The 17875-nt window shown below is 61.7% G+C and carries 10 protein-coding genes; 2 read left to right on the forward strand and 8 right to left on the reverse strand.

Annotation, left to right across the window (positions count from 1 at the left end; all coding sequences use genetic code 11):
• Nucleotides 1-47: 47 nt before the first annotated feature.
• Nucleotides 48-3974: a hypothetical protein gene (locus RCH91_RS12180; protein ID WP_306535230.1), complete on the reverse strand. Its 3927-nt coding sequence runs from the start codon at nucleotides 3972-3974 to the stop codon at nucleotides 48-50.
• A 329-nt stretch (nucleotides 3975-4303) separates the two neighbouring features.
• Nucleotides 4304-4603: a hypothetical protein gene (locus tag RCH91_RS12185; protein WP_306535231.1), complete on the reverse strand. Its 300-nt coding sequence runs from the start codon at nucleotides 4601-4603 to the stop codon at nucleotides 4304-4306.
• Nucleotides 4604-4742: 139 nt separating this feature from the next.
• Between RCH91_RS12185 and RCH91_RS12190 the strand changes: the two genes are divergently transcribed.
• Together RCH91_RS12190 and RCH91_RS12195 are read left to right on the forward strand one after the other, a co-directional pair.
• Nucleotides 4743-5642: a transporter substrate-binding domain-containing protein gene (locus RCH91_RS12190; RefSeq protein ID WP_306535232.1), complete on the forward strand. Its 900-nt coding sequence runs from the start codon at nucleotides 4743-4745 to the stop codon at nucleotides 5640-5642.
• Entirely contained in the window at nucleotides 5639-7942 is a 2304-nt protein-coding gene (locus RCH91_RS12195) for an ATP-binding protein (RefSeq protein WP_306535234.1), read from the forward strand. The genes RCH91_RS12190 and RCH91_RS12195 overlap by 4 nt, the downstream gene beginning before the upstream one ends.
• Before the next feature lie 86 nt (nucleotides 7943-8028).
• Here RCH91_RS12195 and RCH91_RS12200 read toward each other — a convergent pair whose 3' ends face one another.
• From RCH91_RS12200 to groES, 6 genes are all read right to left on the reverse strand, one after another.
• Nucleotides 8029-10320: a serine protein kinase PrkA gene (locus tag RCH91_RS12200; protein WP_306535235.1), complete on the reverse strand. Its 2292-nt coding sequence runs from the start codon at nucleotides 10318-10320 to the stop codon at nucleotides 8029-8031.
• A gap of 13 nt (nucleotides 10321-10333) precedes the next feature.
• The gene (locus RCH91_RS12205) at nucleotides 10334-11962 is read right to left on the reverse strand and encodes a SpoVR family protein (RefSeq protein WP_306535236.1); all 1629 of its coding nucleotides are present in this window, start codon (nucleotides 11960-11962) and stop codon (nucleotides 10334-10336) included.
• 4 nt (nucleotides 11963-11966) lie between these two features.
• Nucleotides 11967-13193: a DUF444 family protein gene (locus RCH91_RS12210; RefSeq protein ID WP_373694386.1), complete on the reverse strand. Its 1227-nt coding sequence runs from the start codon at nucleotides 13191-13193 to the stop codon at nucleotides 11967-11969.
• Nucleotides 13194-13215: 22 nt separating this feature from the next.
• Nucleotides 13216-15276 (reverse strand): serine protein kinase PrkA, encoded by a 2061-nt coding sequence (locus tag RCH91_RS12215; RefSeq protein ID WP_306535238.1) that lies wholly within the window; start codon nucleotides 15274-15276, stop codon nucleotides 13216-13218.
• Nucleotides 15277-15549: 273 nt separating this feature from the next.
• Entirely contained in the window at nucleotides 15550-17190 is a 1641-nt protein-coding gene (gene groL, locus RCH91_RS12220; RefSeq protein ID WP_306535239.1) for a chaperonin GroEL, read from the reverse strand.
• Between the two features lie 157 nt (nucleotides 17191-17347).
• Nucleotides 17348-17671: a co-chaperone GroES gene (groES, locus tag RCH91_RS12225; RefSeq protein ID WP_306535240.1), complete on the reverse strand. Its 324-nt coding sequence runs from the start codon at nucleotides 17669-17671 to the stop codon at nucleotides 17348-17350.
• Between the last annotated feature and the right edge of the window lie 204 nt (nucleotides 17672-17875).

Raw genomic sequence — 17875 nt, forward strand, 5'->3', positions numbered from 1 at the left:
GCCGCCTCACCTCGTCACGCACCCGCGCGCCATGAATGCCAGCCACCTCATTCCCTCACCTCATGCACCCATCCGACTATCCCCCGGTAGTCAATCTTGTACCAGGTTAGGCCATCTCCCTCCCGGGGGCCTTCCAGCGTGGTGAACTCCGCCTTGTCGGGGAGATATCCCCGATTCAGCCCTGTGGTCACGGACGGCTGGTTGAGAATGGCGCTCGACAGGGGCGTCCCGGCTTCGGAAGCCTCGACGAGGGCCTTGAACAGCATCTCATCGGTGAGCTGCTTTCCCCGGGTCCGGATTTTCGGCATGGCGACCATGACAGTCGGATGTTTCTCCTGATACGCGCAAATGATGCGGAGGTTGTTCTCGATGCTGAAGGAGCAGCTCGGGTCGTGGAGAACCTGGCTCTTCATGGTGTCGGTGTTGATGATCTCCCAGTGGCTGAAGAGCAGATCGCCGTACCCCAGCGGGGCCGCGAGGGTTATGGGGGTCGCCCGGCGGTAAATGCGGTAGAGGGAGCCGAAACCGTCGGACCGCTCGTTGATGTCCGGCGGCGAGCACTGGATGAGCGGAACCGTGCCGCCGTCGGTGCGGACGTCCAGGACGTACCGGTTGGTGGTTGATGGGGTGGCGAAATTGAACTGCCACGTGAGCAGGAGGCTGTCGAGGTCGGGCCCCCCTTCCACATAGCGCCGGTACCGGATGCGCAGGTCCGTCCAGGCCGCCGGCTTTGCGAGCTTTTCCTTGGTCTTGTCGTCGGTCTCCCGGAGGAGGTACCCCAGGAGGGCCAGGGATTCGCTGCTCGGCTTGATGGGAGAGAGCTGCCGGTTGCTGAAGTGGTAGGTGGCTCCCCAGATCTGCTGGGACGGCACGTCCGACCCTTCGCCCTGGCCGCTGCCCGCCGGATGGCGCACCGCGTAGAGGCGGTCCTCGGAGCGGATGGTGCCGTCGCCGAGGGGCTCCAGGGTGATCTCCAGGGTTCCGCCGGCCGGCAGGGGCTGCTCCCCGAATCCCAGCCCGGCGACTTCGATGTCGGCGATCTTGACCTTTTCCCGGTCAGGGAGGATGAGGCCGCTCTCCCTCAGGTTGATGACCGCCTCGCCGGTGCCGTTCAGCTGCTGGATGATCTCGGAGGTCTGGTCGGCGGAGAGCCGCGATTCGAGCCGGATGGTGTACTCGGGGCGGAAGTCCTCGATGAGCTTGTGCTCGATTCGGCTCAGGTTGTCCCGGAAGAGGGGCTTGAGCTGGTCGGCAAACACCCCGAGCTTGGTGACGTCCAGCTTGGAGCGGCTCTCGCCCGCCTGGAGGAGGTCGCTGATCTTGTCGAAGATGTCGGTCAGCTGGTAGTTCGCACTGTCGATCGGCCTGAGCACTGAGGTCTCGTAGGACTTGATCAGGTAGTAGAGATACTTGACCAGGGTCTGCCGGGCCCGCTGGCCCAGGTCGCGGGTAAAGAGGAGTGCCTCGTGGTCCAGGTGGGCGAGGGTGTCCCGCTCCTGCAGGGTCAGGGTACCCATGGCCAGGAGGTTGGAGGCGATCCTCCCATAGGCCCCCCCAAAGGCCTGGAGGGTTTCGTCCAGCTTCTCGGCGAACGCCGCCTTTCTCCGGTTGAGTCCCTGGATCTTCTTTACCATCTCGCTGAATTCGGGCGTCTTTGCCTCGAGGCGCGCCAGTTCGGCATCCACCTCGCTCTGGGGGACCCTCAGCCCCGTGAGCGCCTCGGAGATCTGGGCGACCGCCGGCCCGATGGTCTTGCCGACGTGGGTGAGCTGTGCGGCCTTTTCCTTGGCCTTGTCCGCCTCCGGGTCGGGCTTTTTCTTGTCAGCCGCCTTGGTGATCTCCCCCGCCTTTTCGTCCAGCTTGGCCTTGCCGTAGGTGGCCAGTATGCCGCCGAGCCTGCCGGCCGTGTCGAGGGGCTCGTCGCCGCCGGTGGCGTAATCCGCCATGACCGTGGCCATGGATCCCACGGCCCCCAGGGCCGGCTGCCCGTAGGGGATGACCGAGCAGATGGCCGAGAAGGTCTTGACCCCCAGGTTGATGAGGGCCTTGGTCTGCATGGTGTTGTGGGCTTCGGCCAGGAGGCGCTCCTGGAGGGCCGCCAAGTCGTTGTTCAGGGTGGAGAGCTCATGGCTGAGGCTGTAGATGCGGTCGCTGATCTCTCTGAGCCCCTTCTCCGCGGCCTGGACCTCCTTGACCGCTGCAGCGGCATCCTTGTCCAGCTCCTGGATGGCGCTCTGCATGGCGGCCGCCGCGTTTTCCGTCTGGACCGCCTCCTGGCTGATCCAGCTGACGAGAACGAGAGTCCTCAGGGCATCGGCGATCTCGTTCTCATAGAGCTGCAGGTTGGCCTGCAGGGAGAGGAGCGGGGTCCACCCCGCCGGGTTGCCGTAGTAATCCAGGTGGCTCTGGAGGCGATGGAGCAGGGTTACCACCTCCGCCTGGGTGGCGTAGTACCGGGAGATGTCGAACTGCGTTCCCCAGCCGGTCTCGGCCGGCGGGTCCATCATCAGGGCGTCCCGGTAGTCGGCCAGAATGGCCGCCACCGTCTCCCGGTCTTCGGCCAGGTATGCGTCCCGCACGAACTGCAGGACGGTCTGGAGCTGGAGGGGATGGAGCCAGGCGTTGGGGCACTGGATCAGGGTGGGAGCCGGCTGGGAGCCTCTGGGCTTTGCCGCCTGCGGTGCGGGGTAGGATTTCCCGGCGTGGGTGGTCTCGGGGCCGGCGCTCCGTTTCGGTTGGGCGCCGTCGAAATGGGGACCCGTGAAGAGGTTGTACCAGATGGTCACTTCGTACTGGGCGCTCGTCAGGGGGTATCCCGGCCTGCCGCCATGGACATCCACCCCGGGGTTGCCGGCAGCGCCGCCGGTGTTGTCCACGAAGGGGGCCAAGTCCCGGTTTGCGGTAAAGGCGCCGCCGTCACCGCCGTCCCCCGGCGTGCCGGGCGGGAGGGCGTCCTTGCCGGAGGTGGGGAAGTTCGGCGCCCCCCAGGTCTTCTGCTGGTCGAAGGCGGCCCATTTGTAGTGCCATTTCCAGTAGACGGCCGGTGGATCGAAGGTCACGCTGAGGGGTTTTCCGTCGCAGGTGAAGGTCTGCCCATAGATGTGGGAGCGGTCCTCTCCGGCCGGACCGTTTTCCCCCAGGCCGGCGTGCTGGCCGTTGCCCCCTTTCATGACAAATCGCGCGAGGGCGGAGGTCTCCTGGGGCACCTGGAAATTCTTGAGATAGACCTTCACGTTCCCGGCCCGCCGACCCGGCTGGCCGCTCCCCCCCGGCGTATTGGTCGTCCGCTGGGCATCGGCAGCCTTCTCCAGGGCATAAGCCAGCGGTGAGGTGTCGATGCGCCCCGGCTGGCTATCCAGGTCTTCGAACACCAGCTCCCGGGCAAAGATCGTGACGTCGGTTTCGGGGAGTGACAGCTCTCCCCTGATCACGAGCTGATCGGCGCAGAGGGTGAGGCTCCTGACCGTTCCCTTCGGGTCCGGTGCGTCCGGGAGTTTCCCGGTGCGGTCGACGTTGTAGGAGACATGGAGGTTGTTGACGTTGCTGAAGCGGTCAAAGACCACCCGCATCCCCGTAACCAGGTGATTCTCCGAACCGTCGGCGTTCGGCTTCACTGAGCGGTGGATGTAGAGGGAGCTGGCCGGGTCGGGTTGTGCCGGATGGCTGACGATGTAGTCCCGCTCCGCGGGGAGCCGGGGGACCGGGGTAATGACGACACTCTGGCTGATCGCCTTCCCCTCTCGTTGGCCCGAAAAGGTCACCGTGAAGGGGAGCTTGTCCCCCTGCTGCGCCTCGTAGGAGAAGGCCCCGCTGGCGGGATCGAAGCTGATCTGACCCGCGGGATGGTGGTCAACAGCCATCGCGGGGGGGAAACCGGCATCCAGGGTGCCGGTGTCGATGCGAAACGCCAGCGTGGTGCCGGCCCAGGCGGGAAGATCGGGAATTCCCCCCACCTCGTATATGACCTCTACCATGCCTCCTCCTTTCTTGGGACAGCGAGGTACTTCCCTGTGCCCGCTCGGCTCTTGTCGATTGCCTGGGTGCCCGCCTAATGCTAATACCGACGTACCTTCTCCGCCGCATGGGGAGCATGGTTGGCATGCTGTAATTGTAGATTCTCCGCCATGCTTGTCAAAAAGTGATTGCAAACGAGGGGGGTATCGCCTTGCTCATCCGGAAGCAAAGTTGTCCGAGGCCAAGAAGCGCCGGCTCATGGAAGGCCTGACGGCGACAGCCGCGGTTGAATGAGTTAGCGGGAAAGGTCGTTATCGGTGTGCGGCATGTCGTGAATTTCCGACATGCCCTAAATGAACAGAAAGATCGATTCCACCTGGAGCCGGATATCTTCGATGGAGTTGTCCAGGTCACCGATGATTGCCTCTATGGTGCCTCGGTCGATCCCCGGAAAGTGCGCGGCCATGCGACACCATGTTTCATACTCGGACTCACCGCCATCGCTCGCCTCATACCCGCCGTAGTCGATGCTTCGCCAGCGGCAGAAGAGGTCGGCGACGGTAACGATGGAGACAAGGTCGGCCTCGTCTTGGGAGGCCGACCCCGGATCACGGTGGTAGAGCATGGTTTCGGTAACGAATTTCGGCACATTCCATTTTTAGGAGTACGAAAATTTTGATTATAAAAGTGTTTTAATGGCTGTATAATCCTGTGAAACGAGAGGGAAGGGATACACGATCTTGGCAATAGAGAGAGTTGGATTAACCGGAGGCAGGAGAGTCATACTCTTGGCGCTCCTCATGGTGAATGCGCTGCTTGCCGTTGGTACGCAAAGGGCTTGGGGCAGGGATCTCGACGAGGTCAGGAGAAACGGGGTTCTGCGCCACCTTGGCATCCCCTATGCCTATTTCGTGACGGGGAGCGGTGACGGCATGGATGTGGAGCTGGTCCAGCTTTTCGCGGCGTCTCTCGGCGTCCGCTATGAGTTTGTCAAGACGAGCTGGAATGCGGCAATCGCCGATTTGACCGAAAAGCAAAGGGGCAACGGGAATGATGCAGCGCAGCATTCCGGCGGAGGAGAATACCGGGGTGACATCATCGCCACCGGGATGACGGTACTTCCTTGGCGTGAGCGGGCTGTGGCCTTTTCCGAACCGCTCTTCCCGACGCAGGTATGGGTGATTGCCCGTGCCGATTCTCCCGTCCGGCCGATTCGGCCGAGCGGCTCCCTCTCCCGGGACATCGGGCGCGTGAAAAAGCTTCTTCGGGGCCGTACCCTGTTTTGCGCGCCCGGTTCCTGCCTTGATCCGGCTCTCTACGGCATTGAAGAGACCGGCGCCGTCATCAGCATCCCCAAGGTGGGGGCACCTGACGAACTTGCTCCCGCCATCATCAAGGGGGAGGCCGAGATGTCGCTCCTTGATGTCCCCGATGTTCTCGTGGCCCTCCAGAAATGGCCGGGGAAGATCAAGGTGATCGGCCCCATAAGCGGCGTACAGGAGATGAGTGCGGCGTTCAGAAAGGAGTCGCCGCTTCTGCGCGCTGCCTTCAACCGGTTCCTGGAGCAATGCAGAAAAGACGGGACCTATGATCGGCTCGTCCGAAAATACTACCCCTTCGCCCCCGGGTACTTCCCGGAATTTTTCCATGGTGCAGGCAAAAAGGACAGCCAAGGACGCGCACGATGAATTTCGAGCCGGAACCGGCCCAGGAAAAATCTGAGCTGTTGCACCTAAAGCAGCGGGCCGTCCGGAACAACCGGGCAACGCTCGTGGTCGGGATGCTGCTCGTGGCCTATGTCTGTATTCTCATCATTACGAACTACCGCTCGGAGATGGCCACGCGGCAGACGATGCTTGAATACCTGAAGAATGAGACCGACCGGAGTGCCGATAACCTCAGCTATTTTTTCTCCGAACGGCAGGATGACCTGGCCAACCTGGCACTAACGAGGGAGGTCGCGGTTTTCTTCGAGAGCAAGGCTCTCGGCATGAGCATGGAGTACGGCCTGAACCTCAGCTTGCCGCCGATCAAGGAGCGGTTTCTCGATCTGATCCAGCGCAAACGAATCAGTGGCGAAGCGGTCTATGCCCGCATAGCCCTGATCGACTCCCACGGCACGCTCATCGTCGATACCGCCTCCCCTGCGTATTCGCTCGCTGCCGGCACGAGCTGGAAACGATTCCTGGCCCCTGAGCCCCGGACCGGCGCCGTCATGGTCGTTGAAAACGGAAAGGCGCTGATGGTTTCCATGCCCTACCGGTTGAAAGGTATTCATGAGGGGCAGATTCTGGCGTGGCTGTCACCTGGCACAATCCCCCGGCGGCTGCCTCCGGAAATATCGAAAACCCATAGAACCTGTCTGGTCACCAGGGATGGGAAAGACTGCCTGCTGACGGATACGACGCATCTGCCGCACGATTACCTGTCAGTTCCCGGCGGGACGCCCCGGGAGTTCACCGTCAACGGAGCCGGCGGTAGGCGGGAGAGGGTGATCGTCCTCAATGTCCCGGTAAAAAACACACCCTTCCTGTTGTTCAGCATAGTTCCCGCGGCCGACGTCCTGGGGCGAGTAGCCCCATGGCAGTTTTTCGTGGGGATGGGAGTCCTGGCGGCAGCTGTCCTGGGTGGCGCGTTCTTCGTTGTCCGCCTCAACATGACACATCTCGTGCTTCAGACGCGTCTGGACGAAGCCATGAGGCGTAAGCAGGAGATAAGCGAGCAGAACAGGAGATTGCAGGAAATCATCGAGTTTCTTCCCGATGCCACGTTTGTCGTCGATCGCGACCGGAAGGTGGTTGCGTGGAATCGTGCCCTCGAGGAGATTAGCGGCGTGAAGAAGGAAGAGATCATCGGCAAGGGTGACTATGCCTACGCGGTTCCCTTCTACGGGGAGCCGCGGCCGATTCTGGTAGACCTCATCTTCGAGGGGGAGAGCTCCCCGGCCAGAGGGAACTTTGAATATCTTGACCAAGTGGGGAGTACCCTCGCTACGGAGATATTTGTCCCCCGGGTGCATGGTGGCGCCGGCGCCTTCATGTCGGGGATAGCCGCCCCGCTTTTCGACGGCAGCGGTGCCATCATCGGCGCCATCGAATCGATTCGCGACATCAGTCAACGCAAACGTGCCGAGGAAGAACTGCGGAAATACCGGGAGCACCTTGAGGCCCTGGTCCAGGAGCGGACGGCGGAACTGAAAAAGGCCAATGACGACCTGCTCCAGGAGATCGGAGAGCGGAAGCTGGCCGAAGAGCAGGTGCATAAACTGAATCTCGAGCTTGAACAGCGGGTTCGGGAGCGGACCGCGGAACTGGAGGAGTCCTACCGAGAGATGGAAGCCTTCTGTTACACGGTCTCCCATGACCTGCGCACCCCCCTGCGCGGCATCAACGGGTTCAGCGCCATACTCCATGACGAATACGCCCACCGGCTCGATGATACCGGCCGGAACTATCTGGAACGGATTAGTTCCGCCGCCGAACGGATGGGGCACCTCATCGACGGCCTTCTGGAACTCTCCCGGGTCACCCGCAGTGAACTGCGGCGCAAGGAGGTCGATCTCAGCGGCCTGGTCCGGGGGATAACGGAGGACCTCAAGCATCTGGAACCTGATCGATGCGTGGAATGGGTCATCGCTCCGGACGTTCAGGCCCAGGGAGACCCGACACTTCTCAAGGCCCTGCTGCAGAATCTTCTGGTCAACGCCTGGAAGTACACCTGCAAAGAGGCATGCGCAAGCATCGAGTTTAATGTTGCCAATGGGGGCGGAGAGCGCGTCTACTTCGTCCGGGACAATGGCTGCGGATTCGATATGGCCTATGTCCACACGCTCTTTGACCCGTTCCGGCGGCTGCACAAAGCGGACGAATATGAAGGCACCGGAATCGGCCTTGCGACGGTGCAGCGGATTATTCACCGGCATGGCGGCCGCGTCTGGGCGGAAGCGGCGCCGGGTGAAGGGGCCACGTTCTATTTCACGCTGGCCTGAATGGTTTGTATTTGGAAGTCAGGTCACGTCGCCTCAACGAATCCGTGGGGGGAAGCCGTTGCCCGGGAGGTATGGGAAGGAGCCCCTTACGTCCGCCCGAAGGTCCGGGCCAGGTCGTTGTCGATGACGTAGATGCAGACCTCCTTGGCGCCGTTCTTGGTGTAGCGGTACTTGCTGCAGAGGTTGCCGATGAGGAAGGTGACGTCGTCGCGGATCCGCTTGTCGTAGGTCTTGAACTCCTCTTTGCCGAAATCCTTGATGGCGCGGCGGAAGTTGACGTTGTCCAGGAAGGGGTCCAAGGCCTTCTCCTTCAGGTTGAAGACGTATTTTTCGAAGAGGGCCTGGTGGAGCTTGGTTTCGGTGATTGTCTTCCCCTCGAAGAGGATCTCCTGGGCCAGGGTGCGGGCGGCGTACTCCCGCTGGACCTCTTTCCGGAACCCGAGGCGCTGCTCCCGGTCGCCATTGGCCCCCAGGAGCCGGTTCTCGATCCCCTCGAAAAACGACTCGCTGATGTGGAGCTTGTCCCTGGTCCAGGTGCAGGTTTCGTTCACCTCGGGCTCGAAGTTGACGGCGAAGAGGTAGTTCTGCACGTCGCGGGAGATCTGCTCCTCGTTGTAATAGTAGAGGGATTCCTTTACCTCCTGGAGGATGGTGAAGTTGTAGAGGCCCATGAGGGAGTCGAGGAAGCCGGCGGGGAGCTGCTTCCCCAGCTCCGGGTGGACCTTGGTGAAGAAGGCGACCAGGATGGTCATGGTGATGAGCTTGTCCTTGCGGGCAAAGGTGGCGTAGAACTCACCGAAGATTTTGAGGGCGTCGCGCCCCGAGAACCCCTTGTGCCCCTCGTTCTCGCTCTCGGCGATGATCTGGCGCCGGCGCTTGGCGGTGAGCCGCTTCCGGTCTTCCTCCGTGAGCCAGGGGGGGATGAAGCCGGTGTAGATCTCCATCTTGAGGAGCTGGAGGTTGAAGTCGCAGAAGGTGCTGTAGCGGTGGGGCTCCGGGATCCACTCGTGCATGGCCAGGGACCGCTCGTCCATGCGCGACGCGATGATGACCCGGGCGAAGTTGTGGAGCACCCGCGGCAGGAAGCTGTGGTCGATGTGCTTGCCGAAGACGTTGCGGTAGATCTCCACCTCGGTGTTGAGGTCCAGCACGTAAGGGATCTTGATGTACTCAACCCGATCCAGGAACGACTGGTAGCTCTCGATATTTGTCTTGTCCTCGGGGTTCATGAGGGCCAGGAAGAGGGAGTCGACGTTCTCCTCCAGGTCGTCCACCTTGTGGACCCCCTCGCTCACGATGTTGTGGAGCTCGATGAGCCGGTCAGTGTTATGCCCCTTGATGTCCATGAGGGCGTAGATGCCGTTGTTGGTCTTGGCGTACTCGGAGAAGAGGTACTTCACCAGGTTGCTGTCCTTGAGGGTGGTGTTGATCCGGTTCTGGAGCATCTCGTTGGTGAAGACGCTGTGGCGCATGGGCTTGTCGCCGGGGTTGAAGACGCTGATTCCCTCGCCGAGGCGCCGGTTGAAGCGGTAGGGGCGGGCATGGAGCATGCCGAGGACCGCCGCCGGGCTCTTGAGCCGGGCAAGGAGCGCCTGGTAGAGGGAGCTGCAGATGGTGCAGGAGGTCTTGCGGAAGACCCACTCGTATTCCTTCTCGGTGAAGAGGCGCCACTTCATCTCGTCGTTCTTGAAGAGGTCGTCGAAGAACTGGCGCCGGAGCTGCTTCGGAATCACCAGGAGCGGGTTGTCGTGGGAAGGGCAGGGGATCTCCACGAACTCGTCCCCGGGGTGGAGGGCGTTTTCCGCATCCAGGAGCTCCTCCTGGTTGAACTCGTGCTCCTCCAGGAGCTTGGAGAGCTTGTCGAGAAAGACCGCCGTCTCATGCCGGGTGAAACCGCCGAAGGCCTGGCGGTCCAGGCGCCAGACCGCCTCGTAGCGCATCCCTTCCTCGGTGTTGACGTAGTTCTCGAACTTCAGGAGCAGGTTGTTGAGGAAGGTGCTTTTGCCGCTGCCCGGCGGACCCTCGAAGACGTAGATCTTGTTCTGGAGGGAGCCCCGCTTGAGAGCCTCCACCAAGCCCACGAAACGGTTGGCGAAGAGGCGGTCGGCGAAGAAGGGGTGGTCGGTCCCCTCCACGAAGAGCCGGCGGCAGTCGTAGGGGACGAAGTGGATCGACTCGGGGTCGTCGGGGTACTCGTCGGCTCCGGTGCCGATGTGGACCATGACCATGTCGTTGAACACCTGGAAGACGTTGCGGATGACCCGCGTGGGGTTGGCTACGAGAATCTCCAGGAACTCCCCGAAGGTAATGGGGGCCCGGTGGTCCCACTCGCTCACGCTCTTGTCGATGTGTTGCAGTGCACGGGTTATGGTATCCATGGGTCAGATCCGCTCACAGGAGAGTTTTGGAAAGGGTCCGGTTCTCCATGGTATAGACGAACCGGCGCCAGTGGAGCTTTTGCTTGTCCTCTTCGCGGTGGGGCTTGCCCGCCTCCTCGGGGGGGGGCATTCCCACTTCGCTTGTCTCCAGCTTGACCGGTCCCCCCCAGAGGAACTCGATCCCCACCATGGTGCCGGCGATGAAGTCCGCGATGAGCGGCTTCCCCTCGAACTGGTGGTTGAGATAAAGGGTCTTTCCTCCCCCCTTTCCACGGTCCACCTCGATCCGCGGCGGGTGGTAGAGGGAGTCCTGAAGCATGGCCCGGTACTCCTCGGCCTTGCGGCTCTTGACGTAGTACTGCCACGCCGTCCGCTCTTTGTTGAGGCGCTTCCCCACCACGAAGAGCTTGTGGCGGTTGACGAAGTCCTGGTCCACGTAGGTGTTGATGAAGGTGAAATCGCAGAGGTTCTCCCGCACCGCGAAGATGAAATCGCGTCCCGTGCCGGTGGCCCGATCGAATTCCTTGCGGGCGTGGCTGTCGGCAAGCCGCAGGTACTCCAGGGAGAGCCGCCCCTGGTCGGCTGCTTCCTCTATCTGCTGGAAGAGCCTCATGCCGATTGCGTAGGGGTTGAGCCCCACCCGGTTGAGGGAGGTGACCCCCGAGTGGATCCGGGCAAAGTCTACCTCGTGCCCCCTGATCCGGTCGTCGGAGAGAAAGAGGTTCTCGTGCCAGTAGCTGGCCCACCCTTCGTTCATGATCTTGGTCCGGATCTGGGGCTGGAAGTAGACCGAGGTGGAGCGGATCACCTCCAGCACCGACTTCATCCACCGGTTCTCGTCCCGGTTCAGGAACTCCGAGTGCTCCATGAGAAACTGGAGAAGATCGAGCCGCTTCTCCTTCTTCTCCCTGGCCCCCTTGAGATACAACGCCTCGAACTCCGGATGCTTCGCCACCACCTCGGCGAAAAAGCTCTCCTCGCAGAGGTTTTCGTACTCCCGCATGCAGCGGTTGTAGCGCTCGATCTCCTTCACATACTCGGCGGTCTTGACCCCCTTGATCTCCTGGAGAAAGACGTCGAAGTAGTAATCGACCCGCTTGGGGAAGGCGGGCCGTTCGCTCCGGAATATATGGGAGAGCCCGTCGAAGTATCCCACCAGGTTGTCGATGGAGCGGGCGAACTCGATGACGTAATCGACCCACCGGCCGTGCTCGGAGCGGAGCCGCGCGATGAGCCGCTTGTCGGCCAGGGCCTTGCCGGTCAGGTCGTACTCCCAGGTGTGGCGGAAGTAGAGGTTGTTCTGGAAGAAATCGATGTGGGCCAGCACGTGATAGAAGATCATCACGTTGAGCCAGTCGGGGTTGTTGTCGTTGTAGAAGGAGATGGGGGGACGGGTGTTGATGACCGTCTCGTAGGGGTTGTGGGGGTAGAGCTCGTACTTCCCCTTCTCCTTGAGAACCTCCACGTCGTGGACCCAGTAGTCGTAGAGGGTCGGAATCATCACCTTGGGGTGGAGCTCCAGCATGTCCCGGTTGGTGACGATGTACTCCAGGGTCTCGTCGGAAAAGCGCAATCCCGCGTCCCGCGCCCGCTCCTTGCACCCTTCCATGATCACTTTTGTGTGTTGGTCGATGAGTTCCATAGGTTTACGAGATCAATTTCTTGATCCCCTCGATGATCCGCGTCTCGTCGGCATCCTCTCCCATCACATCCATCCGCAGAAGCTCCGGCTTCTCCTCCAGGAGCCCCGACCCCTTCAGGTACCGTTCCACCTCGGTGGCCCCCCGCGATCCGTAGGCGTTATGCTCGGCGATGGTGATTCCCACCCGGTTGGCGTAGGTGAGCATCCGCCGCAGTTCGGGGATTGTCTCCTCGCCGTTGGTATCCCAGTCGTCGCCGTCGGTGCCGTGGAAGACGTAGATGTTGTAGTCCTTGGCGAGGCTCTCCTTTTCCACGATTTCGTTAACCATCCGATAGGCTGCCGCCACCCGGGTCCCGCCCGCCACCCGGAGGTTGTAGTAGGTGTAGAAGTCAGGTACCTCCCGGGCGTCGTTGTCGTGGAGGACGAAGCGGGTCTCCACCTGCTTGGCGAACTGGTAGAGGAGCCAGCTGTAGATGAGCACATGCTGGGAGCAGACCACCTCCGACGCCTTCCCCTCCATGGAGCCGGAATAGTCGCGCACGAAGAAGACCAGGGCCTGGGACTCGTACTCCAGCTCCCGGGAGAGGATCCGGAAAACCCGGTCCCGGGGGTCGATGAGGAGCCGGGTCGTGTCGATGTCGGTCACGTCGGTGATGTTCCCCAGAGCGATGTTGGTTTCGATGATCCGCCTGAGGGTCTGCTTCTTTTCGAGGATCTGGCCGAAGCCCCGGTTGCGGTCGGTGAGGTCGTAGGTGTAGTGGGAGAGGGAACTCTTCTTCCCCTTCTCCTTCAGGTTCGGCAGGTTGAACTGCTCGGTCAGGATGCGACCCAGGTCGTAGGCCGACGTCTCCAGCTCGTGCCCTTCCCCCTCGCCGTGCCCCGAAGTTCCGCTCCCTCCCCCCTGCTCGGGCCGGATCGGTTGCTCGCCGAGGATATCCCCTTCCGCTTCGTCGCCGGTACCCCCCATGGGCTCCTCTTCTTCAGGAGGGGTGGGGGCCCGGTCGTGCATGAGCTTCTCCTCCACCGTGGTGGGGACCACCACGAACTTTTCCTTACCCCCCTTGCCCGGCTTGATGAGCTTCCCGATCCGGATCTTGCGGGGGAAACCATCCTCTTCCCGCAACCGGTCCCGCTCCATGAGCTCGTCAAGGGAGCGGATCCGGGTCGTGTAGGACCCCTGGGGCTCATCCATGGCCTGGATGCTCGAAACAAATTTGTCGGTATCGTCAATGCGCGGCACGCGCGGTCCTCCGCTAGATCTCGTCTTCCTGGGTGCAGAAGTATTCGATGGTCTTCTGGGCGCAGGTCCGGCAGTAGCCGAGCTTCTTCAGCATCGTGTCGACCATCCGGTCGTAGAGTTTCTGGTTCTCCTCGTTGGTGCGGTTCGCCAGTGCCCCGATGAGGCTCCCGGCGCCGGCGATGTCGCTCTTCAGCCGCACGTCGGTCACCGCCTTCACCAGATCCAGGTTGTCCATGAAGTCGTATGTGGGCTCCACCGAGATCTTCTGGCCGTAGATCTTGCGGATGGTGGTGCGGAAGCTCTCCCGCTGCTCGTCGGTCTTGAGGCCGAGGCGGTCCTCCACGTTCTTCACGTAGCGCTCATCGATCTTCAGGGCCTTCAGTTCGCCGGTCTGGGGGTCCTTGTATTTCCACATCCGGTCAGGACCGAGGCTTTCCGCGTCGACGCCGATGATCATGTTCACGTAGTTCATGACATCCTTCTTGATGGCGTAGGGCTCATCCATGTAAGCGTTGAACATCTCGGTCATGATCCGCTCGCGGTAGAGCCCCTTGGCGATCTTCAGGTCCTCCAGGTACTTGGCCCGGTCGTTCTGGTCGGGGACGTAGTCGAGGACGATCCGTTCCAGGGCCTTGAACACGTCGTGGGCCACCATGCAGCGCCCCTCATTGGTTTCCGAGCTCTCCACCAGAAGCTGGACGGCCCGCCCCAGGTTCCGCTGGCCGAGCCCCTTCTGGCCGAAGCGCTTGGTTACATCCTGCTCCTGGCTCAGGATATCCACCACCTCGGCCAGGGTCTTGAGGCTCTTCTCCCCGGCGATCTCCCCGGCGGCCAGCTTCATGGTCTCGATGGGGGTGAGCTTCTCGGAGCGGGGGAGCCGCGTCAGCACCACCCCGGCGCTGGCGGCGTGGTTCAGGTTCGGGTCCTGGTGGAGCTCCTCGCGGTTCAGGGTGGTCTTGGTTTCGCCGCCGATGGCGTAGGTGGTGAGCTGCTCCTGCATCCGGTAGTTGGTGTTGTGGGAGACGTAGCAGATGCGGCAGCGGTCGATGATGGGGGCCTCTTCCTTCTCGGAGAGGTAGCGGTTGAACTCGGCGTTGTTACTGGTGGCGATGATGAGGGTGTCGATGGGCCAGCGGTAGCCGTCGATCTCGATCATCCGGTTCTGGATGACGCCGAGGTAGACCTGCACCAGATCCTTCTTGTTCTTGTAGATCTCGTCGGAGAAGTGGATGCCGCCGCCGGCCACCCGGGCCAGGGCGCCACGGCGCAGGTCGAAGCGGTAGGGGTTGTTGATGTCGGTAATGTGGAGGAGCCGCTGAATCGACTCCTCCCCCAGGAGGTCAACGGCGCTGGAGGTGATCTTGTCCTTGGCCGCGTACTTGCCGGTGACGGTCCCGAGGGTCTCGGTGAGGGGGACCGGGATGATCTCGATGAACTTCAGCATCTCGTCGATGTCGCCGCCGGTGAAATTGCGGATGTCGTTGAGGATGTAGCTGGAGCAGGCCCCCAGGGGGCGGTAGTTGTCGGCCAGGTGTTCCAGCTCATTGTCGGTGAAGCCGAACTCCTTGCCCAGATACTCCGCAGCCTCGTTCCGGGATTCGTAGAGGTTCATGGCGAGGATCATGGGGTCCTCGTAGGTCTGGGACTCGATGATGTCGATCTTCCCGTAGCCCCCCAGCTGCGCCATCCCCGTGTAGCGGAAGGAATAGCGCCGGTTCTCGGGCTTGGCCAGGAACTCCCGGTAGCGGGCGCAGACATACTCTACGAAGAAGGTCTTGCCGTTGCCCGGTTCCCCCACCAGGACGAAGGCCATCTCCTTGGAGGAGCCCCCCTCGGCCGCGTCCTTCACGAAGGAGACGAAGCTGTTGATCTCGTCGTACATGCCGACGGGGTGCTTGCGGCCGGTGCGGAAGATCCGGAAGTCGTAGGTGGTGCGGCCGTTGACCACCACCTTGTCGATCCCCTGCTCCAGGATCATCCGGGCAACCCCCTGGAAGGCATTCTCGAAGCGGCGTGTCCCCTCCTTGACCGCGGCGATGTGATCGCGAAGTGTCACGGTGCTGGTACCGTTCATCGTCTTCTCCCCTCCCTCGGAACGCGGGCAGGTTCTTCACCAGCCCGAAGAGTGCGGGTCGCGGGGCAACCCTTTGCGCTAATTAAGTATACACATTTTTGCGGGTCGCCAAGGTCACCCGTGCATTTTTTTACTCGATGAATGTGCCGCCATTCCAAAATGTTATCACTCAAGCACCAACAAGAAACAGGATAGCAAAATACTGGAAACAGAAAAGGGGAAGGACCGAAGTCCTTCCCCTTTTCTGTTTTATCCAGGATGAGCCGGAATGATTTACATCATGCCGCCCATGCCACCCATGCCGCCCATGCCGCCGGGCATTGCCGGCATGGCACCTTCTTCCTTCGGCTTTTCGGCGATCATCGCCTCGGTGGTCAGCATGAGGCCGGCCACGGAAGCGGCGTTCTGGAGCGCCGAGCGGGAAACCTTGGTCGGGTCGATGATCCCGGCCGCGATCATGTCCACGTACTCGTCGTCAGCGGCGTTGAAGCCGAAGGCGCCTTGGCCGTTCTTCACCTTGTCGACGACGATGGAACCGTCAACCCCGGCGTTCTGGGCGATCTGGCGGATCGGCTCCTCCAGGGCGCGCTTGATGAGGGTGATGCCGAACTGCTGCTCAGCCGGGAGGGTGACCCCTTCAAGTGCGGAGAGGGCGCGGATGTAGGCAACGCCGCCGCCGGGGACGATCCCTTCGTCAACGGCCGCGCGGGTAGCGTGGAGGGCGTCCTCGACGCGGGCCTTCTTCTCCTTCATCTCGGTCTCGGTGGCGGCACCGACCTTGATGACGGCAACGCCGCCAACCAGCTTGGCAAGGCGCTCCTGGAGCTTCTCGCGGTCGTAGTCGCTGGTGGTCTCCTCGATCTGGGCACGGATCTGCTTCACCCGGCCCTGGATGTCAGCCTCAACGCCGGCGCCGTCGATGATGGTGGTGTTGTCTTTGTCGACGGTAATCCGCTTGGCGGTGCCAAGCATGTCAAAGGTGGCGTTCTCGAGCTTGAAGCCGAGCTCTTCGGAGATCACCTTGCCGCCGGTGAGGATGGCGATGTCTTCCAGCATGGCCTTGCGGCGGTCGCCGAAGCCCGGAGCCTTCACGGCGCAGATGTTGAGGACGCCGCGCAGCTTGTTCACCACGAGGGTGGCAAGGGCTTCGCCCTCGATGTCCTCGGAGATGATGAGGAGCGGACGGCCGCTCTTGGCGGTCTGCTCAAGGATCGGGAGCAGATCCTTCATGTTGGAGATCTTCTTGTCGTGGATCAGGATGTTGGCGTTCTCAAGGGAAGCCTCCATCCGCTCCGGATCGGTCACGAAGTAGGGGGAGAGGTAGCCGCGGTCGAACTGCATCCCCTCGACGGTCTCAAGGCTGGTTTCCATGGCCTTGGCTTCCTCGACGGTGATGACACCTTCCTTGCCGACCTTCTCCATGGCTTGGGCGATGATGTCGCCGATGGTCTTGTCGTTGTTGGCGGAGATGGTGCCGACCTGGGCGATCTCCTTGTGATCCTTGATGGGCTTGGAGAGCTTCTTGAGGTCTTCCACCACGATCTCGACCGCCTTGTCGATGCCGCGCTTCAGTTCCATGGGGTTGTGGCCGGCGGCCACCAGCTTGGCGCCCTGGCGGTAGATGGCCTGGGCCAGCACTGTGGCGGTGGTGGTGCCGTCACCGGCAACGTCGGAAGTCTTGGAAGCGACTTCCTTAACCAGTTGGGCGCCCATGTTCTCGAACCTGTCCTCCAGTTCGATTTCCTTGGCGACGGTGACGCCGTCCTTGGTGATGAGCGGGGAGCCGAAGGACTTCTCGATGACGACGTTGCGGCCTTTGGGGCCGAGGGTCACCTTGACTGCATCGGCGAGGGTATTAACACCTTTCAGGATGGCGTTGCGCCCTTCCTGATCGAACTTGATAATTTTGGCCATGTTTCTTGTTCCTCCCTATTTATTCTTCGTCTTCGTATGTTGTTCCTATGCTGCTTCATGGCACAGCCAAAGGCTCCAGATGCAAGGCGCGTGAGGAGCGGGGCGCGTCCCGCGACGAACGCAACGCCGCAGATGGACCTTTGGCGAAGCCAGCCACCTATTCGATGACACCGAGGATGTCGTCTTCTCTCATGATAAGGTAGTCCTGTCCCTCAACCTTGATGTCGGTGCCGGCGTATTTGCCGAAGAGCACCTTGTCGCCCACTTTCAGGTCAATGGGGATAACCTTGCCGTCTTCGGTCTTCTTGCCATTGCCAACGGCAACGATTTCGCCGCGCTGGGGCTTCTCCTTGGCGGTGTCGGGGATCACCAGGCCGCTGGCCGTCACTTCGTCCTGCTTCAGCGGAGTGATGACGATGCGGTCGGCGAGGGGGATGAGCTTGGACTTGGCTGCGGCCTTCGCCGCGGTCTTGGCTGCCATTGGATGCAATTCCTCCTGGAAAGTGCAGGTATTGGTGTAGTAGCGATCCGCGATGTTAGCACTCACCGGGGGAGAGTGCTAGAGGCAGCGTACATACTCTTGCGCCCATGCGAAAGTCGCCACCACCCGCTATACCGGCCGTGCGCTCCCATCCGGGAAGATCGTGCCGTCCAGCGTCCCGCGCTCGATCAGCTGCGCCGTCAC

Origin of the sequence: Geobacter sp. (assembly GCF_030834625.1) — a bacterium.
Taxonomy (GTDB): domain Bacteria; phylum Desulfobacterota; class Desulfuromonadia; order Geobacterales; family Geobacteraceae; genus Geobacter.

Bases quoted from the DNA above. Each gene is read 5' to 3' on its own strand.
- RCH91_RS12180 (WP_306535230.1), bottom strand. From the start codon at position 3,974: ATGGTAGAGGTCATATACGAGGTGGGGGGAATTCCCGATCTTCCCGCC.
- RCH91_RS12195 (WP_306535234.1), top strand. From the start codon at position 5,639: ATGAATTTCGAGCCGGAACCGGCCCAGGAAAAATCTGAGCTGTTGCAC.
- RCH91_RS12200 (WP_306535235.1), bottom strand. From the start codon at position 10,320: ATGGATACCATAACCCGTGCACTGCAACACATCGACAAGAGCGTGAGC.
- RCH91_RS12205 (WP_306535236.1), bottom strand. From the start codon at position 11,962: ATGGAACTCATCGACCAACACACAAAAGTGATCATGGAAGGGTGCAAG.
- RCH91_RS12215 (WP_306535238.1), bottom strand. From the start codon at position 15,276: ATGAACGGTACCAGCACCGTGACACTTCGCGATCACATCGCCGCGGTC.
- groL (WP_306535239.1), bottom strand. From the start codon at position 17,190: ATGGCCAAAATTATCAAGTTCGATCAGGAAGGGCGCAACGCCATCCTG.
- groES (WP_306535240.1), bottom strand. From the start codon at position 17,671: ATGGCAGCCAAGACCGCGGCGAAGGCCGCAGCCAAGTCCAAGCTCATC.